The following is a 16,333-nucleotide window of genomic DNA, read 5'->3' as shown; positions in this document are numbered from 1 at the left end:
CTAAAACAAGAAAATATGTCACATGAAATTGCGCACATGGTGTTGTTTTACACGTCTGCGACAATTCTTTCGGCAGGCATGAAAAACAAATCGCGGGAAGCCGGACATGCCGGCAACGGGAAAAGTAACGGCACGAAAAACACGGACGATGTGTCGAAATACACACATCTGTCCGTGTGAGTTCGTGGCATTTGCCTGTTTCTTTATTTCACTATTTTCTTTCCTCCCACGATGTACAGACCGCTGCCGAGTGCATTGATATCGTTGCCAAGATAACGTCCGTCGATGCTGTATATGCGGTTGCTGCCAGCATTCACAATTGGGTTGACTATGCTTATACCGTTGGTAATTTCTTTCGCAACAGTCATGTCGTCAAGGAAGAATCGGTTGTTGGTTGCAGCAAAAGAAATTTTTACCGTACCGTTGCCTGTAAGTGTCAGCGTACATTCGTTCCAAGTGTTGTTGTTGAGAGCGAAAGAGGCATCCGACAGCGTTATTCCTTGGTTGGATGAAGTTATGTTCAACGTACTATTTTCATCGCCCCAAGGTGCTGCCTTGAACTTAAATACTGCCGAACCATTAACTGTAAATTCCGGAGTTGTTGCCATTCCGCTCACCTTGCCTGTGCCGAAGCGTGCGCAACGGTCGGCACCGTACGCACTCTGTACGGTCCATGTATCGTTGTCGGGAACGAATGCCGCGTTTGCTATCCCTCCTTTCCATTTGTTGTCATTTCCTCCTGTACCTGCACATTTGTCAAAAGTCTCTTTGAAGAGTAAGTCTTCCGGTTCTTCTGCTCCCTCATTGTTATTAACAAAGTTGAACGATATGGTTCCGTCGCTACTCATCTTTATGTCTGTTATTTCAATATTCATTTTCTTCGTACCGTCGCTGTTATTGTTGTACAATTTGGCAGAAGGCAACGTGCCGTTACCGAAACTGTTTTTCGAACCATAGGGGAATGGGTCGCCGGCGAGCGAATTGGCGTTAAGATAATTGTCGGCAGGGAAGATTGTGCATCGTTGACGCGACGAACTTGAGTTTACTTTGTTTTTCTTCCATATATCCTTGTTATAGTCAATGTGCATAATCAGCAGTCCTTTGCCTTTTGCATACAAGTCCCATCCTTTCTGCTGCACGTTCTGCAAGATATAGTATTCGTCATCATGTCCGGGATTGCGCATGATGAACACCTCTCCGAAATCGTCCATCGATTTCATGTCTGTCACCGTGGTGTTGCGAGCCTTAAGTTCGGTGGGGTTTACCCAACCGCAGAACATTCTCTCGTATCCGGTATAGTTGCACGGTGTGAAACCATTGTTGTTGTAGCACCCGTAGTCCATTACCGACCATGCATTCAACCCGAAGTTTTGGTATCCCGTATCGTAGAAGTCGGGGAGTCCGAGACAATGCGTAAATTCGTGACATAATGTTCCTATGCCGTTTATTTTTCCCGATCCGTTAAGTTCCGGTCCGCAAGCGTATGTATTGATGCGCATTCCGTCTATGTTCTGAACCTTGCCCGTGGCAGAAAGTTCCCACTCGTGCGGCCATATTGTGACCGGCAGTCCGCCGTCCGCCTCGCCTTTACCTGCGTAGAGGACATAAACCTGATCCACTTCACCGTTGTCGTCCCAGTCGTAATCTTTAAAATCAACCATGTCTGCCACGAGATTGCATGCTTCTACCACCATCTCTTGTGGGCGCAGGTCATTTCCATATATGTCGTTACTGCCGTAATACGAATCGTTTCTGGAAACGGTCACCGGACCCACCACGTCGAAAGTGAGGTCGAAATTCCCGTTACTCTGCTTACTGAAATAGTCATGTACAGAGCCTACAAATGATCCTTCTGAGAAATTCTCTTCATTCGCTATTCTTTGGAAGAGTGCATTGTTGTTTTCCGTCTTGAATGTCTTATTGGCAAAGTTGACAAGTATTATGATACCTTTTTTCTTGCCGGTATATGACGTGGGAACTCCGAACTCTTTCCGTCTTTCAGCACGGCGGGCATCGCGTGCTTTCCTTCTTTCATCGGCCTTACCAATGAGTTTTGCCTTGTCGGCAACGGTAAAAATGTTAGGTGTTTCAGATTCCACAAAGACTCTGCCGTCTGCGGCCTCGTAGTAATGTCCGTACTCATCACCACGCAGTTCTGCAACCACCTGCGTTCCGTCCGTAAGTTTCAATGTGGTCTTGACTCCTTTCTTGGCGGGAATGGCCGTCGCCGTAATTGCAATAAACAACATTGCCAGCGAGTAAAATAATTTTTTCATTCTTCTATTTTAATTGTGTTTTCCTTGATGATAATTAATACTTTTGCAAAGATAACTCTTTATATTAAAATTCATTTATTATCCAAACAGAATTATGATTTAATAACATTTCATTCCGACAACGCCACCTATCGTGCAACCATTTCGCAAATAAGCAATTAGCGTTGCAAATGGTTCCCCGCACACGATACCGAACGACATTTCGATATTTACACCTTATGATAAAACTCCGACAAGGGCAGCCTGTAACGGTCGCCTCTCACTCCTCCTTTGGAACGTACGCCGCATGTAATAACCATGTTGATGCCGCAGTCGCTCGGCAAGTGCAGTATTTTCTTTACGCGCAGACTGTCGAATCCTTCCAGCGGACATGTATCATATCCCTGCTCGCTCATTGCCAACATGAAAGTTTGCGCGACAAGTGCACAACTCTTGTGTACGACAACGCGCATGTCATGTTCCGAAATCTGACGTTTCACGGGGCGGAACATGCCTTTTGTCTGAATTACCAGTTTTCGATACATGCCGTACAAGCCGAAGAACCGCTTATAATTGTACGGCATCAATCTTGCATAATAATCTTCCTGCATGGCTATGCGATGTGCCTTACGCTCCTCCGGACTGTTAAGGTTTATCTCCTCTATATTTGCTTTGAGTACTGCATCGGCATGACTTTTCCATCTGTCTTGCCGCGTAACGAACACCACTATTTGCGGTGCAGTCTTTGCCGAACCTTGTCCGAGACATGCCGTTGCCAACTGCTTCAACACCTCCGGGTTGGTTACGTGGTAGCATTCCCAAAGTTGCATGTTGGAACTCGTGGGTGCCAACGTGGCAAGACGTATGCACTCTTTTACTTTTTCTTCGTCAACAAACTTTGTCGCATCGTATTTCCTAACGGCGCGTCTATGCTCCAATATCTCTCGCAATGACATAAATTCCTCCTAATTTCTATTTTAAAAAATGTTTATTTACACAAAGTTGTCATGCAAAGATATGTTTTTCCTGATAATAAATACAAAATATTATGTTAATAAATATAACAGACACAACGTTTGAAACATGATTTACAAAATGTACTTTGAGACACCATTGATTAAAATCACAATTTTTAGGTATTGTTGCATTCTATGTTTCTTTCTACTTTTGCAGCAGTAAAATTTTTCATCTTATGATAAGAAATAAACACCAAATACGACATGGGCATAAACTCCCATTGTGTAAAACGCACCGTTCCAACGAAGAATGGTGCGTTTTTTTTATGAACGAAAAAGGACGTTGTTCATTATTGATAAATCTCACTTTATATGCAGACATTGAAAGATGACATAAGACAACGCATTCTCATGATTGCTCGCGAGGAGTTCATCACTCACGGCGTAAGATGCACCTCAGTTCGCATGATAGCGGGCAAGGCGGGTATTGCCGTGGGCAACGTGTATAACTATTTCGGCAGCAAGGACGAATTGTTCCGCGAAGTACTTCGTCCGCTCATCAATACACTCGACCGTTATATACAATCGCATAATTCGGAAAGGCATCTGAGACTCGATGTGTTCAATTCAAAAAAAATCCAGGACGAATACATCATTGCAATGAATACGCTAGTAAAGAACTTCCGCCCCGAACTACGGTTGCTGTTGTTCAATGCCGAAGGAACATCACTTGCCGGATATAAAGACAGAATTATCGAGCATCAAACAAGAACAGGCATAGAATACCTGCGACTTATAAAGGAGCGTTATCCGCACATAAACATTGACATTTCTCCTTTCTTCCTACACATTGTCAGTTCCACTTGGACGAGCGTTCTTTCCGAACTTGTGGAACACGAGGAATATGATGATAGGGAAATGGTTCGTGCACTAAAACAATATGCGGCTTATAGCATGGCGGGCTGGAAAGAACTAATAAAACCGTAAAAACTATTTTAAATATATAAGGATATGATAAAAACTCTCAAACGTTTAGGAACTTACATGGGAGAACGCAGGCTGCTGCTGCCCTGTTCCATGGTACTTTCGGCAGTAAACGGGTTGCTGTCGCTCGTTCCATTTGTTCTTTTATGGCTTGTGGTGCGCACATTGCTCACAGAGGAAAACAATTTTGCAGACACACCCGTATGGAACTATGCCCTTGCGGCATTCGTGGTATCCGTAGTAAACGTGCTGCTCTATTTCGCAGCCCTTATGCTCTCACACCTTGCCGCTTTCCGTGTAGAAACCAACATGCGTCGCAGTGCGATGGAACGGCTAATGCGTGTGCCGCCGGGATTCTTCGACACGCATAACACGGGACAGATGCGCAAAATCATAGACGAAGATTCCGGACAGACACACACTTTCGTGGCACATATACTGCCCGATGCGGCCGGAAGCATTGTCGCTCCGATTGGAGTAATCATTCTCCTGCTCGCAGTAAACTGGCAGTTGGGCATTGCCTCGATGGTGCCGATTGTATGTGCTTTCGGCATCATGGGATATATGATGAATCCGAAAAACAACCATTTCCAACGAATGTATCTTGACGCACAGGAGAAAATGAGTTCCGAGGCAGTGGAATATGTACGAGGCATCCCCGTGGTAAAAGTCTTTCAACAAACGGTGTTCTCGTTCAAGCGTTTTTATGACAGCATTATCAACTACCGCGACCTTGTAATAAGATTCACCCTTCTGTGGCGCAAACCGATGTCTGCATACACCGTCGCCATTAATGCTTTCGCTTTCTTTCTCGTGCCGACAGGTATTATACTGTTGGAACACGGCGGACAAACGGCAGGCATCATTGCCGATATTATTCTTTATGTGCTGATTGCACCGATTATCTCTGCAAATGTAATGAAAGCGATGCATCTCAGTCAGAACCTGTTTCTTGCGAACGAAGCGGTGGAACGATTAGAAAAACTCACTTGTGTGCCGCCGCTTCCGGACTGCGATACACCGGAGAGAATAAAGGCATTCGACATACGTCTTAATGATGTTTCGTTCCGGTACGAGGGAGCGGAAAAAGATGCCGTAAGCCACATAAATCTTACCATTTCCGAAGGAAAGACGGTGGCACTTGTGGGAGCCTCCGGCAGCGGAAAAACCACCATCGCAAGACTAATTCCCCGTTTTTGGGACGTAAGGGAAGGCTGCGTGAGCATCGGCGGAACAGACGTGAGACAGACAGACAAGGAGGAACTGATGCGTAATGTGTCATTCGTTTTTCAGAATACCCGACTGTTCAAGACCTCTGTCTTGGAAAACATACGTTACGGCAGTCCCGAAGCAACTATCGAAGAGGTGAATCGTGCCATAGATTTGTCACAGAGCCGTGAGATTATCGACCGGCTGCCACTGGGATTGGACACCATAATCGGTGCGGAAGGCACTTACCTGTCCGGCGGCGAACAACAACGCATTGTCCTTGCCCGCGCCATTCTTAAAGATGCTCCAATCGTACTGCTTGACGAAGCAACTGCCTTTGCCGACCCCGAAAACGAACATCTCATCCGTGAAGCCCTCGCGCATCTCACTCACGGCAAGACCGTATTGATGATAGCCCATAGACTGACAACCGTGCGGAATGCCGACAACATCGTGGTGGTGGAGAACGGCAGGATTGCCGAACAGGGTACCCACGATGAACTGATGATACGGAAGAATATATATTATAATATGTGGAACGAATACCAAAAATCGGTAACATGGAAACTGTAAACATTAAAAAACACATACGACAATGACAAGATACTTTCAAAACCGTTTCGCCCTGTCGGAAAAAGGGGCAAAGGATCTGCGGCGAGGAATAGTTTTCTCAACGCTGCTCAACCTTGCGTTAATGCTGCCACCCACTTATTTGTTCTTATTCCTAATGGAATACATCGGCACGCAGCCGCAAATGCAGCCGCATACGTTGTGGTTCTATCTGTTGTTGGCAACAGGATTGGCGGTGGTGATGTTTATTATATGCCGATGGCAGTACGACAGCACCTACACAGCCATATACACCGAAAGTGCGCAACGTCGCATTGGCATAGCGGAGAAACTGCGCCGACTGCCACTGGCATTTTTCGGCGAACGCAACCTTTCCGACCTCACCTCTACCGTAATGGAAGACTGCACGCAACTGGAACATATTTTCTCGCATGCCGTTCCGCAGATATTCGCTTCCGCGTTGAGCATAATCCTCATTGCCGCAGGACTATTCAGTTACGATTGGCGATTGGCTTCCGCTCTCTTCTGGGTAGTACCGCTTGGCGTGGCTACGCTGCTGTTATCGAGACATAAACTCGCCAAAGCTTTCGTACACCTATACCATGTAAAGCGAGGTGTTACCGAACAAATACAGGAAGGACTCGAATGTGTACAGGAAATAAAGTCGTACAGCGGCGAGCAGGAATATTGCCACAGTTTCGACCAACGTCTGAAAAACTACGAAAAAGATTTGCTTGACCACGAATTGGTGGCAGGCGTACTCGTCAATCTTTCTGCCGTGTTGTTGAAATTGGGCATGCCGTCGGTTATTCTCGTGGGAGCATGGCTGCTGCAGTACGGCGATGTGTCGGTGTTTACCTATCTGGCATTTCTTATAGCCTCGGCAATGGTTTATAACCCCATTCATGAAGTGTGCAACAATCTTGCCATACTCGCCTTTCTCGACGTGCGCATCAACCGCGTGAAGGAAATCAATGCGATGCCGGCGCAAGAGGGGGACAAGGAAGTGCAGATAAACGGATACGACATTGAGTTCCGCAACGTAAGTTTCGCATACGAAAGCGAAAAGCAGATATTGCAAAACGTTTCTTTCAAAGCCCGTCAGGGAGAGGTGACCGCCCTCGTGGGACCGTCGGGTGGCGGAAAGAGTACTGCCACCAAACTCGCCGCACGTTTTTGGGACATCAATGGCGGACAGATATTGGTAGGCGGAAAAGACATTTCAGGGATTGATCCCGAAACGTTGCTTAAAAACTATGCCATTGTATTTCAAGATGTACTGCTTTTCAACGCCTCCGTTGCCGACAACATCCGCATAGGCAAGCGCGATGCCACCGACGAGGAAGTGCGCCGTGTGGCACGATTGGCACAATGCGACGATTTCATCAATCGCATGCCGAACGGTTACGACACGATAATAGGCGAAAACGGAGAAACGCTTTCGGGAGGCGAGCGTCAGCGCATCTCCATTGCCCGCGCTCTTCTGAAGAATGCTCCAATAATACTCTTGGACGAAGCCACCGCAAGCCTTGATGCCGAGAACGAAACAAAGATACAAGCCGGTATCTCCGAACTGGTGCGCGACAAGACCGTCATAATCATTGCCCACCGCATGCGAACCGTACGCAATGCCGACCATATAGTGGTTCTTAACGGAGGAATGGTAAGCGAACAGGGTACGCCCGACGAACTGATGGCAAAGAACGGCGAGTTCGCACGAATGGTGAAACTTCAACAAGAAAACAGCGATAAATAACAATAAAAAGAAATATAACAAAAATGAAAATCGTAAAAATCAACAGTAAATTCAAGCAGTTTGCAGACTGGATTCTATGCCACCGTCTTGTGGTAGCAGGGATATTTGCAGTTCTCATTGCCTTCTCATTCGCAGGCACGAAACGCATTATTATGAAAACATCGTTCGACGACTATTTTGTTAGCGACGACCCGATGCTTCTCAAAACTAACGAGTTCAAGTCCATATTCGGCAACGACTACTATGTGGCGGTACTTGTAAAGAACAAAGACATATTCTCCAAACGCAGCCTCACGCTCATCCGGGAACTCAGCAACGAACTGAAAGACAGTCTGTCGTATGCCGAGAAAGTAACGTCGCTGACCGACATCGAGTTTGCCGTGGGTACGGAAGAGGGCATGACAATAGAGCAGATTGTGCCTGACGAGATACCTTCGGACAATGCATCACTTGGTGAAATCCGACGGAAAGCATACAGCAAGCCGTATCTGGCAAAGAAAATGGTGTCGCAAGACGGTACCATGACGTGGATTATGGTAAAACTGCGCCCATTCCCCGAAGACAGTGTCTGGAAGAAAACAAGCAACATCGCTCCCGACATGATTACCGGAAAGGAGGCAGGACACATCATCGGCAAGGCAAAATATGCCGAACTGTCACCCAACGCAGCGGGAATGCCGTATCTGGCTTATGAGAAATTCGTTTATCTCAAAGGCGAGTTGGGACGGCTGTTCTTGTTCGCTTTCATAGTATCCATCATCGTGATGCTCGTGGTGACACGCTCGCCGCGCGGTGTTATCGCTCCGCTGCTCACCTCTGTTTTCGGACTTCTCATAGGCTTCGGAATAATCGGCTGGACAGGCCTTTACATCGACATGAGTACTGCAATGATTGCCGTGATTCTTACCTTTGCCTGCTCCATAGCCTACAACATTCACTTGTATAATTTCTTTAAAACGCAGTTTGTCGAAACCGGAAAGCGAAAAGCATCCATCAGAGAAGCCGTGGGCGAAACGGGTTGGGGTGTATTGCTGTCGGGACTTACCACCATTGCAGCCATGATGACTTTTCTATCCATGAAAATAGTCCCGATGAAAGCCATCGGCATCAACACCTCACTGTGCCTGCTTGCCGTGCTGCTTACCTGTCTGCTCATCACACCCATCGTATTGTCGTTCGGCAAAGATCGCAAACCTTATGCCGACATGTCCAAAAGTTTCGAGGGATACATCGGCAAACGCTTCGAACGGTCCGGCAGTTTCATAATGCGCAATCATCGCTCTGTCATCGCCTCATCGGTAGTGCTGACCGTATTCTGCGGCATAGGACTTTTCTTCATAGAGCCGGCGTTCGACATAGAGAAGACCATGGGGCGGAAGATTCCTTATGTTAAGAATTTCCTCGACCTATGTGAGACCGAACTCGGATCGATGTATGCCTACGACCTTATGATAACACTGCCGCATGAGAATGATGCCAAGAAACCGGAGAACTTGCAGAAACTCGACCGTCTGTCGGAGATTGCCGGAGGGTACAAACTGACAAAACGCCACAATTCCATCACCGACATAATAAAAGACATGAACTGCACGCTAAACGGAAACGAGCGGCAATTCTATCGTATTCCCGATAATTCCGACATGGTGGCACAGCTACTGCTGCTCTACGAGAATGCCGGAGGAACGGAGTCGGAATACTGGATGGACTACGACTACAAGCGGCTGCGACTGCAACTGGAACTGGACAATTACAACTCCAATCAGGCAGAGAAGGAAATGAACATGCTGCAGGAAGAGGCACGCAGGCTCTTTCCCGGCGCACACGTTTCGGTGGTGGGCAACATTCCGCAGTTTACAGTGATGCAACAGTATGTCGAACGCGGACAGATGTGGTCGATGTTGTTGTCGGTATTAGTAATAGGCGTTATCCTCGTGCTCATCTTCGGCAATTGGAAAGTGGGACTCGTAGGCATGATACCGAACATTGCACCCGCCATAATCGTTGGGGGCATGATGGGATGGTTGGACTATCCGCTCGACATGATGACCGCCTCGCTCATACCTATGGTATTGGGTATTGCAGTCGATGACACCATTCACTTCATCAACCACAGCCATGTGGCATACGACAGATGCAACAACTACGACGAAGCCATAAACAGAACCTTCCGTACCGAAGGACTCGCCATCGTAATGTCCACGACAATCATTTCGGCAACCTTTGCCGGTTTCATCTTCTCCGATGCCACACAGATGTGCAACTGGGGATTTCTCGCCGTGGCAGGCATGGTGTCGGCGTTGCTGGCAGACCTGTTTCTCACGCCGATCCTCTTCAAATACCTGCGTGTATTCGGAAAAGACCAAAAGACTTCCTAAGGAACGACAAGAGGACTTCCCAAGGAACAACAAAAACCAGAATATAACAATCATAAATATCATACAACGAAATGAAAACAAGACATTTTACATTATCGCTCATCGCCATACTGGCGGTTTGTAGCGCACAGGCAGCAGGGCTGTCGGGCAGAGACATCATGCAGAAAGTGAAAAACCGTGCCGACGGCGACACACGCTATGCCACCATCGAAATGACACTCATCCAGAAAAGCGGGCACAAGCGCGTGCGAAAGCTCGAATCGTGGGCAATAGACGAAGGAAAGGATACGAAGAAAATCATGTTCTTTACCTATCCCGGCGATGTAAAGGGAACCGGATTTCTCACTTGGGACTATGACAATCCTAACAAGACAGACGACAAGTGGCTGTACCTCCCTGCAATGAAAAAGACAAGGCGAATCAGCGGAAAATCGTCAAAGACCGATTATTTCATGGGCAGCGACTTTACATACAATGACATGAGCACAAGAAGCGTGGACGAGGAGAAACACCAATTTCTGCGAGAGGAAACGCTGGGCAGTCACAAATGTTGGGTGGTGCAGTCTGTACCCAACGACAAAGACGAAATTTATGCACGGCGAGTAACATGGATTAGGCAGGACTACCTCATGGCTGTAAAGGTGGAATACTACGACAAACTGAACAAACTGCATCGTCAACTCACAATCTCAAACATAGAGAAAGTACAGGGATTTTGGACCATGCACCTAATGCAGATGATAAATGTACAGACCGGGCATAAAACCATCATTCGCATGAATAATCAGAAATTCAATGTGAAAGTTTCACCCAATCTGTTCACCGTTTCGAAATTGGAGAAAGGACTATGATATGAAAATACTGCGATTATGGATTCTTTTGCTTGTGCCGATGCTCTCGGTACAAGCAAAAGCCCGAATTGACACATTGTCGGTAGAGAATATTTCGACAGAATCGGAATATACTCCGTTGGAAGAAGTCGAGGATATTGACGACAACGCTTTGCAAGTGCAGGCAAAAGGTTTCCTTGACACTTACCATGCCGTAAGAACCGAGGGGAAAACCGATTGGATGGCTTCAAGAACCCGTGCACGGGGAGAAGTGAAGATTGAAAAAGGCACGGCATCTCTTTTTCTGTCCGTGAACGCCACCTACAACGGAATATTGAAAGAACGTACCGGAGTGGAACTGCGCGAGGCTTATCTGTCCTACGCAAAGGGGAATTTCGATCTGCGCGTGGGACGACAGATTATCGTATGGGGTGTGGCAGACGCAATACGCGTTACCGACCGCGTGTCGCCGTTTGACTATACCGAGTTTCTTGCACAAGACTATGACGACATACGCATTCCGGTAAATGCACTGCGTGCGAAGTACACATTGCATTCGGTAACTTTCGAGGCTGTGTGCAATCCCGTGGTTGACTTTTTTGTTCTGCCTACAAACGAACGCAATCCGTGGGCTGTTCGGTTACCGTACGTATCACTTCCATATACCATTGACTTGGAAAGCGGCAAACCGGAAAAGAGATTCGGGAATATGGAGTTCGGCGGAAAAATAACTGTAAATCTCAGAGGGATAGACTTCTCTGTGAGTGCCTTGCGAACATGGAACAAAATGCCTGCTCTTTGTTTGCTTTTGTCGGAAGACGGGCAGTCGCTGCAAGTAAACGGAAAATATCGTCGTATGACGATGCTGGGTGCCGACTGTTCGTTGCCCATCGGTCAGTTTGTCTTTCGTGGCGAAATCGCAGGCTGTATCGGAGAAGCGCAGGGAGGTGGTTTGGGACAAGATGTGGCACGGCGCAACACTCTCAACGCCCTCGTGGGTATGGATTGGTATCCATCCAACGACTGGAATGTCAGCATGCAGTATTGCCATAAATACACATCGGGCAACATCGATGGTCTCTCCGTACGTCGCAATGCCGGACTTGCCACGGCAAGAATTTCGAAAGAACTGCTGCGAAACACGTTGAAACTTTCCACCTTCGCATATATAGATGTGACAAACGGTGGTGTCTTCAACCGCTTTTCGGCTTCATATTCCCTTAACGACCAGATAGAACTCACCGCAGGACACGACTTTTTCCATGCCGACAAAGGAGTGTTTGCCATGTACGGGGAAAATTCCGAAGCATGGATAAAAATGAAATATAGTTTTTAATATTACATGAGTTCGCCATAAGAAAAGTGCTTAAAAAGTTGTAGTAGTGAAACGTTTTTTCGCAACTTTATATCTATAAATACGCGAGTTCGGGATCAAAACTCATCATGAAATTTGGTAATATGCGGAAACCGTTGCATCTTTATGGTGTTCAAAATCAATAAAATACAAACAAAATCCGCCATTATTACCGAGTACAAAGTTTTTCACTTCGTTCAAGGACACTCCGGAAATCTTCTGTATTATCGATGAATTTAACAAGAATTTTAATGCCGAACTCGATAAAAAGAAGAGAAAAACCAAGAAAGTTTATGAATAATTTGCGAAAATAAAAAGATTTGTATATATTTGTGAGGTACATTAATAAATTCGAGAAAATAATAGATTTACCTAATAATTTAAAGTTTAATTTTAACACCATACTTCAAGAAAGGAGAAGAATCCGTTATGGGGTAACTTTTAATTGTTAACTTAAAATTAATGTCATCATGAAGAAATCTTTTATACTTCTAATACTTGCTTTTGTGTACAGTTTAAGCATGCAGGCACAAGGCTGTGAGACTGATATCGCAAAGACGTTGTCCCAAGATGAAATAATTCTATCCTTTTACAAGGATGAAGCAGGGAAAGTTTCAGATATTCTCACAAGTGGAAATATAAAATTAAATTCCTACGAGGGATATGTCAGAACATTGACAGCCGACCAATACGAGTACGACCCGTTGTACTGCAGGTGCACAGAACCAAATGAATTACGGTAAATATCATGTTGGCAGTGCAAAGAAAGAAATGCGAATCAATGTTTCCAATTTGTCACCGGACATTTACATTGTCACTGTGATGGAAAGAAACGGAAATACTAAGGAAACCGCAAAGTTCGTGAAAGAGTAATTTATATCAAAGGGAAGCGTATTTGATGTACGCTTCCCTCATTTTTCAAATAATAAGACAGAATAAATATGAGACTAAAAATTTACTTGGGGCTTTTATTGATTACATGTACAAGCGTCATCTATGGGCAGGAATATCATGTGGATACTCCGGGAACGTTGAAGGATGTCATAGGGGAAAATGCCAACCAACTTAAGAGCATAAAGGTTACAGGTACGCTCAACAACAAAGATATCAAATTCCTTCATCGCTTGTGTTGGCCCGATCCTAAACTGGATAAGAAAACATTAATCAAAAAAATAAAGGAAGATGATGAAGGAATGGAAGATGACCCACGAACCAATCTGCGCCACTTGGATTTAGAAGATGCCCGAGTGGAAGGCGACACCCTGATAAACGATGCGTTCCACGGAACTTACCTGATAAGCCTTAAATTACCCAAAACTCTAAAGAAAATAGGTAGCAAGGCATTAAATTTTAATGTTGTACTAAAAGAGTTGGTTATTCCTGAAAACGTAACAGAAATAGGTGAAAGTGCAATTGCTTGGTGCTATAAACTTGAAAAAGTAAGACTACCTGATAATCTTGAAATTCTTAACGATTATTTGTTTACGAATTGCGTCAATCTGAAAGAGGTTAATATACCTTCTAAATTGCGTGAATTGCACAATTGTGTATTTTATGGCTGCACCAAGATCAATCCTGCGGTTGCCATATTACCCGAAACCGTTGAAGTCTTGGATGGGTCAGCGTATTATGGAATCAACACCATAGAAGAAGTGGTTGTACCAAAAAATGTAAGAGTGCTCAAAGAAACTTATTCCTCTGTCGCAGGATTGCGAAAAGCTACCATCTTAACAGACAAACTGACGGAAATAGGTGATATGGCCTTTCATTGGTGCAGTGCATTGGAGGAAGTAAATATTCCCGATAATATAACCCGAATAGGTAATGGAGCTTTTTTCCTCACCAAGTTAAAAAAAATAGACATTCCTTCCACCGTTACTTACATAGGAATAACATCATTCTGTTCAGCCCCTTTGGATTCTATTGATATACCGGCGGGCGTGACTTTTATAGGAAGAGAAGCATTTTGGAACAATTCTAAGTTGCGGAAGGTGTATGCACGTCCAATAATTCCCCCTAAAACCAATGCAAAGACAGACGTATTCGCACATATGCCTTTCGAGTCGTCTGTAAACAATGCAGTTCTTTATGTTCCCAAGGGCTCGGCAGAGGCTTACCGTCAGTCAGAAGTGTTCAAAGATTTCCCGGACATTGTTGAGTTGGAGGAATGGCAATGGCCTTCTTCAATCATCACACCTGATGTGCCAACTACAGCATATAAAGTATATGGTAGCAACGGAATGCTGTGTATTGATGCCACGGGCAACGGAAACTACGAGTCCGTATCGGTAAACATTTACAATATAAGTGGAACTACGGTATGGAAAGGAAAAATGACAAGCCATGCTGAAATCCCATTGCCAACAGGGTTTTATTTGGCGCAAGTGGGAAAGAATACTTATAAAGTGTCTCTGTAAAAATAAAAACAAGCGTAATGGCCATTTGGTAGGCTGAAACCTATCGAATGTTCATTATTTAGTCGTCCCTTGAAAACTATATTTCTGCACGAAATTTGTAAAATCGAAGTTCACGCTGAAATATAGTTTTCAAGGGACGACTAATTCCCTGATTTTTAATGTGAACCAACCTGAACTTGAACCGGAGCCCTCCGGATTATGAGTTTGTCGCTATAACAACTGAACTACAAGTCCGGCAAAAACAGCATGATACTGTAATGCGAGTGTCAAGGTAAGTGTTTTTTAAGTAAGATGCAAATAAAACGTGAATTTTATTTTTGTTGTTTCGTTTTTTGTTCTTTAAAGACTAAATCATTGGGGGAGGTCATGCGGTCTCATGATTAGTTTCAACTATAAGTTTCAATTGTCAATATCGAACATTACATACATTCCATTGCCTTCCCAAAGGTCAAACTTCTGCACGAGTTTTGCCCCGTTGTATATTGCCAAGAGATTCATTACTATATCGTTTACAGATTTAAAGGCATGTTGTTTTTCAAGGTCTTTCGGATGGAAACAATATACACGATTGCTGTTATCAAATTCAATTCGTATGTGATGGTCTGCTCCGCGGTAGTTCAACGTGAGATATAACGCGTTTGGCTGTATGTAGAACAAAATGTCTGTGTAGTTAGTTTCGTAATTGATATGATACTTGGCAGAGAGATCCATATCCGGCAATGATGCAAGAGCCTTGCTTAGGTCGGCATCAGCATCCACAATGTTCGACAATATGCTTATGGGAAATTTATGCATCGCTATCGATCTTAAATCGTAGTCACCGACAGTCATTATGACATTTTCTATTTTCTTTTCCGCTCTTGTTCACCTTACCGTTTTCACCGGTCGTATAACCGGATTCTGCATTGGTGTAATATATAATATATTTACCTTTATATTCACCCTTTATGGTATTTCCGAAATCCTCTTTCTGTTTTGTTGTAAGTTTTTTCTCAACATGGTATCCGTTATTGAAACAAGATGAGAATGCCAATGTCATAATTCCCACCACCATTATTCTCGGCAAACTAATATTTTTCATATTCATATAAAATTTGTTTTTTAAATAACGCTTTTTTATATGATATTATTGCGCGTGTATTTAATAATTATATACGCGAGTTCGGGATAAGAATTCATCATAAAATTTGGTAATCATAGCGGATTTTGTTTGTATTTTATTGATTTATACGCCAGTTCGGGATAATCCGTTTCTAAAAAAGTTGCAATTGCCTTGTATTCTCCACATATACCGGTAGTACATTCGGTTCGTTGTCAAAGAAGCAATACGCCGCCGGCGCCGAGCATAGATTCATGATGAAGTTATGTATGGAGCGATGCCTTGAATGCACAAGTTCAGCCTTGTTCTTCAACAGCTCGTTTATGCACTCTATGATGTATCTCTTCCTGAGCATTATCTTATCCCATATGGGCATGAGTTTGTTCTTCATCTTGGCCTTAAGCCCATGCACAAGGTGAATCCCCCTGTCAAAGAGACTCTCAAATAATTCCTGCTTGATGTATCCCCTGTCGGCAAACACTTTTCCGTATGGCACTTTTGTAAAAACAGACCATACTCTCTTATCCC

Annotated in this window: 13 protein-coding genes; 8 read left to right on the top strand and 5 right to left on the bottom strand. The window is 44.6% G+C overall.

The window, feature by feature from the left end; translation table 11 throughout:
- Positions 1–15 precede the first annotated feature (15 nt).
- Entirely contained in the window at positions 16–180 is a 165-nt protein-coding gene (locus EII32_RS12160; RefSeq protein WP_158611165.1) for a hypothetical protein, read from the top strand.
- 23 nt (positions 181–203) lie between these two features.
- Here EII32_RS12160 and EII32_RS09100 read toward each other — a convergent pair whose 3' ends face one another.
- Together EII32_RS09100 and EII32_RS09095 are read right to left on the bottom strand one after the other, a co-directional pair.
- The gene (locus EII32_RS09100; RefSeq protein ID WP_125235115.1) at positions 204–2,276 is read right to left on the bottom strand and encodes a M6 family metalloprotease domain-containing protein; all 2,073 of its coding nucleotides are present in this window, start codon (positions 2,274–2,276) and stop codon (positions 204–206) included.
- A gap of 209 nt (positions 2,277–2,485) precedes the next feature.
- Positions 2,486–3,211 carry a nitroreductase family protein gene (locus tag EII32_RS09095; RefSeq protein WP_125235114.1) on the bottom strand — a complete coding sequence of 242 codons (726 nt, stop codon included), beginning with the start codon at positions 3,209–3,211 and terminating at the stop codon, positions 2,486–2,488.
- 372 nt (positions 3,212–3,583) lie between these two features.
- Here EII32_RS09095 and EII32_RS09090 point away from each other — a divergent pair, with 372 nt between their 5' ends.
- From EII32_RS09090 to EII32_RS09060, 7 genes are all read left to right on the top strand, one after another.
- The gene (locus tag EII32_RS09090) at positions 3,584–4,198 is read left to right on the top strand and encodes a TetR/AcrR family transcriptional regulator (protein ID WP_125235113.1); all 615 of its coding nucleotides are present in this window, start codon (positions 3,584–3,586) and stop codon (positions 4,196–4,198) included.
- Positions 4,199–4,222: 24 nt separating this feature from the next.
- Positions 4,223–5,977, top strand: coding sequence for an ABC transporter ATP-binding protein (locus EII32_RS09085; protein ID WP_125235112.1), 1,755 nt, complete (start codon positions 4,223–4,225; stop codon positions 5,975–5,977).
- A gap of 22 nt (positions 5,978–5,999) precedes the next feature.
- Positions 6,000–7,730, top strand: a complete 1,731-nt coding sequence (locus tag EII32_RS09080; protein ID WP_125235111.1) for an ABC transporter ATP-binding protein — start codon at positions 6,000–6,002, stop codon at positions 7,728–7,730.
- Between the two features lie 23 nt (positions 7,731–7,753).
- Positions 7,754–10,105: an efflux RND transporter permease subunit gene (locus EII32_RS09075; protein WP_125235110.1), complete on the top strand. Its 2,352-nt coding sequence runs from the start codon at positions 7,754–7,756 to the stop codon at positions 10,103–10,105.
- A 71-nt stretch (positions 10,106–10,176) separates the two neighbouring features.
- On the top strand, positions 10,177–10,956 hold the full coding sequence (locus EII32_RS09070) for an outer membrane lipoprotein-sorting protein (RefSeq protein ID WP_125235109.1): 780 nt from the start codon (positions 10,177–10,179) through the stop codon (positions 10,954–10,956).
- A gap of 1 nt (position 10,957) precedes the next feature.
- Entirely contained in the window at positions 10,958–12,271 is a 1,314-nt protein-coding gene (locus EII32_RS09065; protein ID WP_125235108.1) for a DUF1302 family protein, read from the top strand.
- A gap of 959 nt (positions 12,272–13,230) precedes the next feature.
- Positions 13,231–14,706, top strand: a complete 1,476-nt coding sequence (locus tag EII32_RS09060) for a leucine-rich repeat domain-containing protein (RefSeq protein WP_125235107.1) — start codon at positions 13,231–13,233, stop codon at positions 14,704–14,706.
- 399 nt (positions 14,707–15,105) lie between these two features.
- Here EII32_RS09060 and EII32_RS09055 read toward each other — a convergent pair whose 3' ends face one another.
- The 3 genes from EII32_RS09055 to EII32_RS09045 all read right to left on the bottom strand — a co-directional run.
- Positions 15,106–15,501 carry a DUF4840 domain-containing protein gene (locus EII32_RS09055; RefSeq protein ID WP_158611164.1) on the bottom strand — a complete coding sequence of 132 codons (396 nt, stop codon included), beginning with the start codon at positions 15,499–15,501 and terminating at the stop codon, positions 15,106–15,108.
- 22 nt (positions 15,502–15,523) lie between these two features.
- Positions 15,524–15,787 carry a hypothetical protein gene (locus EII32_RS09050; RefSeq protein WP_125235105.1) on the bottom strand — a complete coding sequence of 88 codons (264 nt, stop codon included), beginning with the start codon at positions 15,785–15,787 and terminating at the stop codon, positions 15,524–15,526.
- 172 nt (positions 15,788–15,959) lie between these two features.
- On the bottom strand, positions 15,960–16,333 hold a 374-nt coding region (locus EII32_RS09045), incomplete at its 5' end, for a transposase (RefSeq protein WP_233582361.1).

The sequence above is a fragment of the Prevotella sp. OH937_COT-195 genome (assembly GCF_003932845.1).
Classification (GTDB): Bacteria; Bacteroidota; Bacteroidia; order Bacteroidales; family Bacteroidaceae; genus Prevotella.
The sequence above is the reverse complement of the archived record's forward strand: the minus strand, read 5'-3'. Positions and strand labels throughout refer to the sequence as shown.

Bases quoted from the DNA above. Each gene is read 5' to 3' on its own strand.
- EII32_RS12160 (WP_158611165.1), top strand. From the start codon at position 16: ATGTCACATGAAATTGCGCACATGGTGTTGTTTTACACGTCTGCGACA.
- EII32_RS09100 (WP_125235115.1), bottom strand. From the start codon at position 2,276: ATGAAAAAATTATTTTACTCGCTGGCAATGTTGTTTATTGCAATTACG.
- EII32_RS09095 (WP_125235114.1), bottom strand. From the start codon at position 3,211: ATGTCATTGCGAGAGATATTGGAGCATAGACGCGCCGTTAGGAAATAC.
- EII32_RS09090 (WP_125235113.1), top strand. From the start codon at position 3,584: ATGCAGACATTGAAAGATGACATAAGACAACGCATTCTCATGATTGCT.
- EII32_RS09085 (WP_125235112.1), top strand. From the start codon at position 4,223: ATGATAAAAACTCTCAAACGTTTAGGAACTTACATGGGAGAACGCAGG.
- EII32_RS09080 (WP_125235111.1), top strand. From the start codon at position 6,000: ATGACAAGATACTTTCAAAACCGTTTCGCCCTGTCGGAAAAAGGGGCA.
- EII32_RS09075 (WP_125235110.1), top strand. From the start codon at position 7,754: ATGAAAATCGTAAAAATCAACAGTAAATTCAAGCAGTTTGCAGACTGG.
- EII32_RS09070 (WP_125235109.1), top strand. From the start codon at position 10,177: ATGAAAACAAGACATTTTACATTATCGCTCATCGCCATACTGGCGGTT.
- EII32_RS09065 (WP_125235108.1), top strand. From the start codon at position 10,958: ATGAAAATACTGCGATTATGGATTCTTTTGCTTGTGCCGATGCTCTCG.
- EII32_RS09060 (WP_125235107.1), top strand. From the start codon at position 13,231: ATGAGACTAAAAATTTACTTGGGGCTTTTATTGATTACATGTACAAGC.
- EII32_RS09055 (WP_158611164.1), bottom strand. From the start codon at position 15,501: ATGCATAAATTTCCCATAAGCATATTGTCGAACATTGTGGATGCTGAT.
- EII32_RS09050 (WP_125235105.1), bottom strand. From the start codon at position 15,787: ATGAAAAATATTAGTTTGCCGAGAATAATGGTGGTGGGAATTATGACA.